Source organism: Streptomyces carpinensis (genome assembly GCF_002154505.1).
Classification (GTDB): Bacteria; Actinomycetota; Actinomycetes; order Streptomycetales; family Streptomycetaceae; genus Streptomyces; species Streptomyces carpinensis.
This window is the reverse complement of sequence record NZ_MUBM01000201.1, coordinates 41,020-49,861: the sequence shown is the minus strand read 5'-3', so window position 1 is coordinate 49,861 and position 8,842 is coordinate 41,020. Positions and strand designations below refer to the sequence as shown.

The 8,842-nt window shown below is 71.6% G+C and carries 10 protein-coding genes; 9 read left to right on the top strand and 1 reads right to left on the bottom strand.

What is annotated here, in order from left to right; all coding sequences use genetic code 11:
- Both BZY54_RS26035 and BZY54_RS26030 read left to right on the top strand, forming a co-directional pair.
- Nucleotides 1–2,411, top strand: a 2,411-nt coding sequence (locus tag BZY54_RS26035) for an alpha/beta fold hydrolase (RefSeq protein WP_086727752.1), incomplete at its 5' end; no start/stop codon positions are given.
- Nucleotides 2,408–3,268 carry an ABC transporter permease gene (locus BZY54_RS26030; protein WP_086727751.1) on the top strand — a complete coding sequence of 287 codons (861 nt, stop codon included), beginning with the start codon at nt 2,408–2,410 and terminating at the stop codon, nt 3,266–3,268. The genes BZY54_RS26035 and BZY54_RS26030, both read left to right, overlap by 4 nt.
- Before the next feature lie 71 nt (nt 3,269–3,339).
- Here the strand turns inward: BZY54_RS26030 and BZY54_RS26025 are convergent, their stop codons facing one another.
- Nucleotides 3,340–3,735: a rodlin gene (locus tag BZY54_RS26025; protein ID WP_086727750.1), complete on the bottom strand. Its 396-nt coding sequence runs from the start codon at nt 3,733–3,735 to the stop codon at nt 3,340–3,342.
- A gap of 249 nt (nt 3,736–3,984) precedes the next feature.
- Here BZY54_RS26025 and BZY54_RS26020 point away from each other — a divergent pair, with 249 nt between their 5' ends.
- The 7 genes from BZY54_RS26020 (at nt 3,985) to BZY54_RS25990 (ending at nt 8,766) form a co-directional block, all read left to right on the top strand.
- Entirely contained in the window at nt 3,985–4,386 is a 402-nt protein-coding gene (locus BZY54_RS26020; RefSeq protein WP_086727749.1) for a rodlin, read from the top strand.
- A 250-nt stretch (nt 4,387–4,636) separates the two neighbouring features.
- The gene (locus BZY54_RS26015) at nt 4,637–4,864 is read left to right on the top strand and encodes a chaplin (RefSeq protein WP_086727748.1); all 228 of its coding nucleotides are present in this window, start codon (nt 4,637–4,639) and stop codon (nt 4,862–4,864) included.
- A gap of 137 nt (nt 4,865–5,001) precedes the next feature.
- A complete protein-coding gene (locus BZY54_RS26010; protein WP_086727747.1) occupies nt 5,002–5,661 on the top strand; it encodes a chaplin in 660 nt (219 codons plus the stop codon).
- A gap of 805 nt (nt 5,662–6,466) precedes the next feature.
- A complete protein-coding gene (locus BZY54_RS26005) occupies nt 6,467–6,706 on the top strand; it encodes a chaplin (protein ID WP_086727746.1) in 240 nt (79 codons plus the stop codon).
- A 639-nt stretch (nt 6,707–7,345) separates the two neighbouring features.
- On the top strand, nt 7,346–7,561 hold the full coding sequence (locus tag BZY54_RS26000) for a hypothetical protein (RefSeq protein WP_143668124.1): 216 nt from the start codon (nt 7,346–7,348) through the stop codon (nt 7,559–7,561).
- A gap of 223 nt (nt 7,562–7,784) precedes the next feature.
- On the top strand, nt 7,785–8,069 hold the full coding sequence (locus BZY54_RS25995; protein WP_086727744.1) for a hypothetical protein: 285 nt from the start codon (nt 7,785–7,787) through the stop codon (nt 8,067–8,069).
- A gap of 178 nt (nt 8,070–8,247) precedes the next feature.
- Nucleotides 8,248–8,766, top strand: a complete 519-nt coding sequence (locus BZY54_RS25990; protein WP_086727743.1) for a hypothetical protein — start codon at nt 8,248–8,250, stop codon at nt 8,764–8,766.
- The last annotated feature ends 76 nt before the right edge of the window (nt 8,767–8,842 follow it).

Below are 8,842 nucleotides of genomic sequence, written 5' to 3'. Positions count from 1 at the left end.
TCGGCGGCAGCAAGGACGACGTACGCCGCCAGGCCGAGGGCCTCGCCGAGGACGGGTACGCGGTGCTCACCTGGTCCGCCCGCGGCTTCGGCAGGTCCACCGGCAAGATCGGGCTCAACGACCCCAAGGGCGAGGTCGCCGACGTCTCGAAGCTGATCGACTGGCTGGCCCGGCAGCCCCACGTCCTGCTCGACCGGCCCGGCGACCCGCGCGTCGGCGTGGCCGGCGCCTCCTACGGCGGCGCGATCTCCCTGCTCGCCGCCGGGTACGACCACCGGGTGGACGCCATCGCCCCGGCGATCACGTACTGGAACCTCGCCGACGCCCTGTTCCCGAACGGCGTCTTCAAGAAGCTCTGGGCCGGCGTCTTCATCAACTCCGGTGGCGGCTGCGCGAGGTTCGAGCCCGAGCTGTGCCGGATGTACGAGCGGGTCGCCGAGTCCGGGAAGCCGGACGCCGAGGCCCGCAGGATGCTCCAGGCGCGTTCACCGTCCGCCGTGGCCGACCGGATCAAGGTGCCCACGCTGCTGGTACAGGGGCAGTCCGACTCGCTCTTTCCGCTGGGCCAGGCCGACGCCGCCGCCCGGGCGATCCGGGCGCACGGCGCAGCCGTGGACGTGGACTGGATCGCGGGCGGGCACGACGGCGGCGACCTGGAGAGCGACCGGATCCAGGCACGCGTGAAGACCTGGTTCGACCGGTACCTCAAGGGGGACAAGGGCACCGACACCGGCCCGGCCTTCCGCGTCACCCGCACCTCGGGCGTCGACTCCACCGACGGCGCGGCCGTGCAGCGGGGCGCGAGCGCGAGCACCTATCCGGGGCTGGCGAGCGGGCAGCGGACCGTCGCCCTGACCGGACGCGAGCAGCGGTTCCAGAACCCGGCCGGCGCGAACCCGCCCGCCGTCTCCTCGCTGCCCGGCCTCGGCGGCTCGGGCGGCGGGCTCGCCCAGCTCTCCGCGCTCGGCGTCGGCGTGTCCCTGGACTTCCCCGGCCAGTACGCGAGCTTCCAGTCCGCGCCGGTCGGCAGCGATCTGCGGATCACCGGATCGCCGACGGTGACCGTCCACACCACGTCCACCAGCGACGACGCCGTGCTCTTCGCGAAGCTGTACGACGTCGGACCGGGCCGGGCGCGGCCGGTGCTGCCCGCTCAGCTGGTGGACCCGGTGCGCGTCGCGGGCGCCCGGGCAGGCAAGGACGTCACCCTCACCCTCCCGGCGATCGACCACGAGGTGCAGAAGGGCCACCGGCTCCGCCTGGTCCTCGCCTCCACCGACCTCGGCTACGCCTCCCCGGCCGCCCCGGCCACGTACACCGTTTCCCTGAAGAGCGACCTGAAGGTGCCCACCGCCCCCGGCGTGACCACCGGCGCGGCGCCGCTGCCCGCCTGGGTGTGGTGGCTGCCGGCCGCGGGCGCGCTGACCGCGCTGGCGCTGCTGCTGACCGCCCGCCGCCGTACGGCCGGACCGGCCCCCGATCCGGACCTGGCCGACGTCCCGCTCCAGATCACCGGCCTGAGCAAGCGCTACGCCCGGTCAGCCGACCGGTACGCGGTGCGGGACGTGTCCTTCCGAGTGGAGCAGGGCCAGGTGCTCGGTCTGCTCGGGCCGAACGGCGCCGGAAAGACCACCACCCTGCGCATGCTGATGGGCCTGATCCGGCCGGACGGCGGGGAGATCCGCGTCTTCGGCCACGCGATCCGGCCCGGCGCGCCCGTGCTGTCCCGGGTCGGCGCCTTCGTCGAGGGCGCGGGCTTCCTGCCGCACCTGTCCGGCCGGGAGAACCTCGAGCTGTACTGGCGGGCCACCGGCCGCCCACCCGAGGACGCCCACCTCGACGAGGCCCTGGAGATCGCCGGGCTCGGTGACGCGCTGGCCCGCGCGGTGCGCACCTACTCCCAGGGCATGCGCCAGCGGCTGGCCATCGCCCAGGCCATGCTCGGCCTGCCCGACCTGCTGATCCTCGACGAGCCGACCAACGGCCTGGACCCGCCCCAGATCCGCGAGATGCGCGAGGTGATGATCCGGTACGCGGCCGGCGGGCGCACGGTGATCGTCTCCAGCCATCTGCTGGCCGAGGTCGAGCAGTCGTGCACGCACCTGGTCGTCATGGACCGGGGGCGGCTGGTGCAGGCGGGCCCGGTGGACGAGATCGTCGGCTCCGGGGACACCCTGCTGGTCGGCACCGCCACGCCCGTGGACGAGCCCGTGGCCGAGAAGGTGTCGGCACTACCGGGCGTCGCCTCCGCCGTCCGCGCCGAGGGCGGTCTGCTGGTCCGGCTGGAGCCCGGCGGCACCGCCGAGCGCCTGGTCGTGGAACTGGTGCGGCTGGAGGTGCCGGTCGCCTCGGTCGGACCGCACCGCCGCCTGGAGGACGCCTTCCTCACTCTGATCGGAGGTTCCGCATGAGCACGTCCGTCGTCGCCGAGACGGCCATCGGTTACCGGGCGGGCCGCACCCTGCCGCTGCGGGTGGAGCTGGTGCGGCAGCTGAAGCGGCGCCGCACGCTGATCATGGGCGGGATCCTGGCCGTCCTGCCGTTCGTCCTGGTGGCCGCCTTCGCCATCGGCGGCGATCCGGGCGGCCGCAACAACCAGGTGACGCTGATGGACACGGCCACCGCCTCCGGCGCCAACTTCGCCGCGGTGAACCTGTTCGTGTCGGCGGGCTTCCTGCTGGTGATCCCGGTGGCGCTGTTCTGCGGGGACACGGTCGCCTCGGAGGCCAACTGGTCCTCCCTGCGCTATCTGCTCGCCGCGCCCGTGCCCAGGGCCCGGCTGCTGTGGTCCAAGCTGGTCGTCGGGCTGGGGCTGAGCCTGGCCGCCATGGTGCTGCTGCCGCTGGTCGCCCTCGCCGTCGGCACGGCCGCCTACGGCTGGGGCCCCCTGCAGATCCCCACCGGCGGCGCGCTCGACGCGGGGACCGCCGCGCAGCGGCTGCTGGTGGTCGTGGCGTACGTCTTCGTGTCCCAACTGGTCACCGCGGGACTGGCGTTCTGGCTCTCCACCAAGACGGACGCGCCGCTGGGCGCCGTGGGCGGCGCGGTCGGACTGACCATCGTCGGCAACGTCCTGGACGCCGTCACGGCCCTCGGGCACTGGCGCGACTTCCTGCCCGCGCACTGGCAGTTCGCCTGGGCCGACGCCGTGCAGCCGCACCCCGAGTGGTCGGGGATGATCCAGGGCACGGCGGTCTCCGTCAGCTACGCGCTGGTCCTCTTCGCCCTGGCCTTCCGCGGGTTCGCCCGCAAGGACGTGGTGTCGTAGGAGCGTCGCGGGGGAGCAACGCGGAGCGGGCCGCCGAGGGACTCGGCGGCCCGCTTCCGTGTCGACCGCGGTCAGTTCCCGGAACTCCGGGACAGCAGCGAGACGTTCTCCAGCAGGTGGGCCAGCGCGCCGTCCCGCTTGGCCTGGGTGGAGTTCTCGGCGCACTGCTGGTTCAGGTCGTCCGACAGGATCGGGATGTCCTGGGCCGTGACACCGAGCAGGGCGGCGCCGATGGGCAGGTCGCTCACGGCGATGCACGGCTTGTTGAACGAGCCCTGGATGAGCGCCAGCTGAGGGCTCATGGTCCCGTACGTGGTCGAGTTGCCGAAGCTCTGCCACGCGCCCCTGGCGTTGTCGGCGGTCGGCCCGCCGTCGTTGTTGATCGCCAGGGCCTGCGGAGCCGCGGCGGCCGTGGCACCGAAGGCGGAGGCGGCGATGGCCGCGGTGGCAACAATCTTCTTGATCACTGAGCGATCCTTTCTGAGGAAACCCCGTCCACCGGAGCGTTCTGGTCAACTGCTCGACGGCGGCCTGGTTTCTCCCGTTCACCCCCACGGCGGATGCGGCGAAGTGCTTGTGTGTTTTCCGGGATTCCCGATTTTCGGGGACTTCCGGCCGCGACGCGAGCCAACCGGGTGAATATCCGCAACCAAACCTGAAGGCTCGTGTTGAATGAGGCCGTAGGGCATGCGTCGCTACGAGGAAAGGAACGCGTAGTGCTCAAGAAGGCAATGGTCGCCGTTGCGGCCGCCGCTTCTGTCGTGGGAATGTCAGTGGCGGCAGCTCCCACGGCGCTTGCCATCGACAACGACAGCGGACCGTCCGTCACGAACGGCTCCAACACTTCGTCGTCGTTCGGCAACTCGGCGACGAACGGCAGCATGAGCCCGCAGCTCTCACTGGTCCAGGGGTCGCTCAACAAGCCGTGCGTGGGGGTTCAGAACGTCGACGCCGGCGTCGCCGCCCTCATCGGCGTCGTGGCCGAGGACATCCCGGTCCTGTCGGACCAGGAGCACCAGCAGTGCGCCGAGAACTCCACCCAGGCCAAGCGGGACGGTGCGCTGGACAACGTCCTGGGCAACGTGGCGCTCCTCTCGTCCAACAGCGAGGGAAGCTGAGCCGATTCCGGCCGGCCCGGGCAGTCCGCTGCTCCGATCGCGGGCTGCCCGGGTTTTTCCGGGAACTCTTTTCGCCCGAGCGGTCGAGGCCGACGCGTATGGCGCGCGGCACAATCGAGTGAATTGTCGGGCGACTCGTTTTCCGTCGTTTTCCATTGTGTCTATTCCTCGTCAGTGCCGCGACCGCCCAGGTCGTGCTCACTCGGTTTCTGGCCGTCATTGGGGAATACGACCCCAGAAGGGACCTTTCATGAAGAAGAGCGTTGCTGTCGTGACGGGCGCCGTCCTGGCTCTGGGCGTGGCGGGCCCTGCCTTCGCCAACTCCGGGGCCACGGGCGGCTCCGCCGACTCCGCGGGCGTGATCTCGGGCAACACCATCCAGATCCCGCTCCACGCCCCGATCAACCTGTGCGGCAACACCGTCGACGTCATCGGTCTGCTGAACCCGGCGTTCGGCCACACCTGCGCCAACGCCTGAGCGCACGGGCGCACCAGCCACCCCGGCTGTGTCTGGGCCGGCCTCGGACGTCGAACCTCACGACCCGAGGCCGGCCCTGCCACATCGCCACGTTCCTCAAGCGGCTTCGAGCAGCTTCGAGCAGGAAGACAACTAGATTGCGACAGACCCTGAGCAGGGGAGTGTTCGCGGCGGCCGCCGCGACGAGTGTGCTGTCCCTGTACGGCAGCGCCGCCTTCGCCGACACCCAGGCGGACGGAGTTGCCCAGAACTCGGCCGGCGTCCTGTCCGGCAACACCGTCCAGGCGCCGATCGAGGTGCCGGTCAACGTCTGCGGCAACACCGTCGACGCCGCGGCCGCGCTCAACCCGGCGTTCGGCAACAGGTGCGGCAACGTCTCGGACGGCACGACGTCGACGGTGACGACGCCACCGACGACGCCCGTGACCGCGCCACCGACGACGCCGACGAGCACGACGCCGACGAGCACGACGCCGACGAGCACGACGCCGACGACGAGCACGACGCCAAGGACGTCGGCAGTGACCGACTCCAGTTGTGACGACCAGGGCGGGTCTGGGGACGAGGACGGGTACGGGAACGAGGACGGGTACGGGGACCAGCCATCCGGCGACTGCCCGACGTCACCGCCCACCGAGCACACCCCGCCCGCGCACCACAGCACGCCTCCGCAGATGGCTGAGACCGGCAGCGGGAACACCGGGGCGATGATCGCGACCTCGGCCGCCAGTGCGGCCCTGATCGCGGGTGGCGCATTCCTCTACCGCCGCAGCCGGACCATCGGCTTCAACCGGTAGGTCCTGTCGTCAGCTTCCCCTGGGCGGACCGCCCGTGGGCCATTGCGACGTGCATGGCCGGTACCGACGTGAGCCGCCGTGCCCGAGCGCCCCATAACGGGGCAGGGCACGGCGGCTCACGCGTACCGTCGATCAGTGGTTCCACACCACCTCGGATCCCGCACAGGAACTCCAGGAACTCCCCGCTCCGGGGCCTTCCCCGGCCGCGGTCGCGAACACCGCCGCGCTCAGCGGCCTGCTCGGCTCGGCCGGCACGTTCCGGACCCGGATCGGCACGCCGTGCGGACCGTTCGACGAGCCGCTCGCATCCCAGCCAGCGACAGCGCGGCCGTGACGGTGATGCCGATGGCGATTCCCCCACGCCCACGGGCCGCCGGCCGCGGCGTCGGCTCAGGAGGCCACGACGATCTCCGCGGCCATGGCACCGAACGGATACCGGGTGTCCCGACCGCGGTGACGTGCTGGTGCGCCCCCGGCCCCTGCAACATCCCAAGCACCACGATCCAGGGCGCCGCGGGTGGGGTACGGGGCAGGACCCTCGGCCCGGTGTGGTTGGGCGACAGGCGCATGTGTGCGGATTCCATGGTGGAGAAGGCGCACGCCTGCCGAAAGGATGGGCGAAAGGTCCGCGATGACTGGCCGAGCGGTCCCACCTCGGCGATCCGGACGAGCGTGTCCGAGCCGTGAAGCCGGTCCGATACCGAGATCACTCCTTTGGCGGCACAACCCTGACAAGTGCCACGCGTTGACACAGCGCCGGGCATTCGCCCGGGTGCCTTTACGTCAACTCGAGGAGCATCTCTCCATGTCGCGTATTGCCAAGGGCCTGATCCTTACCTCCGTCGCCGCCGCGGCTGTCGCCGGCGGTGCCGGCCTCGCCGCCGCCGACACCGGTGCGAGCGGCTTCAGCACCAACTCGCCGGGCGTCGTCTCGGGCAACACCATCCAGGTCCCGCTCCACGTCCCGGTCAATGCCTGCGGCAACACCGTGGACGTCATCGGCCTGCTGAACCCGGCGTTCGGTACCCCCTGCACCAACGGCTGAGGTCCGCGGGAATCCCGCTGGCCGGCCGCTCTCCCGGGACCCGTCTTCTGCGGTCCTCGGGCTCCTTCGGTTCCTGTGGCTCCGCTGGTCCCCCTCGGGAGGGCGGCCGATCGCAGCACCCCTCGAACGGGGGCGCGGGCCACACTGGTCCCCGGCGAACTGTAGCGCCGGGGACCGGGCTTCGGTCGCGGCGGTGCGGCCACGACGCCCATCAAAAGGAACCCCCCTATGCGTGGTCTGGCCGCACGGCGTGCCGCGTCCACCGCCCTCTGCACCGCCTTTCTGGTCGGGATCGGCGGCCCGGCCGTCATGGCGGCCGAACAGCCAAGCGGCGGCGCCCCGGGCGCCCCTCCCCGGCGCCGACAGGCTGCTCGCCCAGGTCAAGGGCCTCGGGGGCCGCGACGACCGGCTCGCCCCGGTCCGCGATCTGGCGATCGCCGTATTCAGCTCCGACCACGGCAAGTTGACGGCCGACGAGCCAAGAGGCTCGGCGACGCGGCGAAGGACGCCCTCGCCAAGAAGGTAGCGACGGCCAGGGGCAGCGCAGGACACCCCGGCGGCTGCGTGGCGGGCCGCCGATCCGACGAGCGAGGCGTCGGCAGCCTCCTTGAGTCCGTCACGTCCGGAGACGTCAGTCGGGTGCCCCCGGCGGTCACCAGCCTGATCGACCTGGTCGGCGTCACGCTGCGGGACAGCGCTCCGTCGGTGCCGCCGAGCACGTCGCCGGGAGTCTCGCCGAGGAAGCTGCCCGCCTTCACCGTCCCCGAGGTCACGGTCCTGGACGTCACCGTGCCCGACATCGCGATTCCCGCCGTCACACTGCCCGCGGCGACGGGTACGACGTCGAGGTGGTAGCACGCTCCTAGGAACACGCCGAGCACTGTGCCCAGGACTCACCCAGCCGTTGTACCGACCACCGGAGTCGGCACAACGGCTGTTCTGTCTCCTCTGTGAGGTCTGCCTCTCATATGAGGACTCGACATTCTCCTGCACCGGGGTTTCCGGCCCGCCTCGGACTCGTTGGGCACGGCGACACCATCGCCGCCGGTGACGTACGTCGCCGAAAGAAAGGAACACGATGAAGTCCCTGAAGGCTGCCGCTGTCGTTGCCGGGTCTCTGGTCGCCGCCGGCGCCGCCGCGCCCGCGTTCGCCTACGACACCGCCGAACTGACGCCCACCAGCCTCAACGGCGCCGTGAACACGCTCACCAAGGGCCCCGTCGACGTGATGCCGCTCCAGCACCAGTCGGACGCGCTCGACACCGAGAACAAAGGCTCGCTGCTCCACACGGTGAACAGCGCCACCAAGAGCCTGAACGAGGCCCACGCCCCGCTGCTCGGCGGACTCCCGCTGCAACGCTGAGGCCGCGCGTCCGCCCGGCCGCAGGTGATCGGGGGAGCCGTGAGGCCCGTCGTACCCGTGACACCCGCCGTAGGTCCCACTACTGCGGCACTCGGAGGAATCCTGCGCCGGTGGCGAAGACAGGATCGTCGGGCGCTACGGACTTTGTGCTTCACATCGGAAAGGGACCGTGCCTGTCATGAAGCCGACCACTCGAGGAACCCTTGCCGCCGTCGTCACGGGCGTGGCGGCAGCCGTCGGCGCCGCCACGGCCACCCCCGCCGCGGCGGTCGGATCGGTCCCCGTCTCCGTGCCGTTGGGCGGCGCCGAGAGCGCCCTCGGTATGAAGCTGCCCAAGGTCGGCGGTGAGCTTCCGGTGCCGACGACGGGCACGCCGGAGGGACTGCGTCTCGTCCGGGGGCGACTCCTTCCGGAGCGCGTGGTGCCGCAGGTACCGGTGCACGGAGGACTGCCGGGTCTGGACGCACGCGCCCCTCTGGCGCACGTCCTCGACGACGGCTCCGACCACGTCGGCGTCGAGGCGCCCGCCTCCGGCCTGCGCGCACTGGCGCCGGGCCTGTCCGTGGACGGACCACTGACCGCGCCCGAGCCCGGCCGCGCCGGACTGCCCGACCTGAAGCTGCCGGAACTGGAAGTCCTCGGCCCCGTGCTGCAGACCGCGCCCGGCGCCGACCTCACGGCGGGCCCGGGCCTCTAGGGTCTTTCGTTCGGATCAGGCCGACATGATCCGAACGAGAGGTCCGGCACGCTGATCCGTTTGGCCCCGTGCCGGT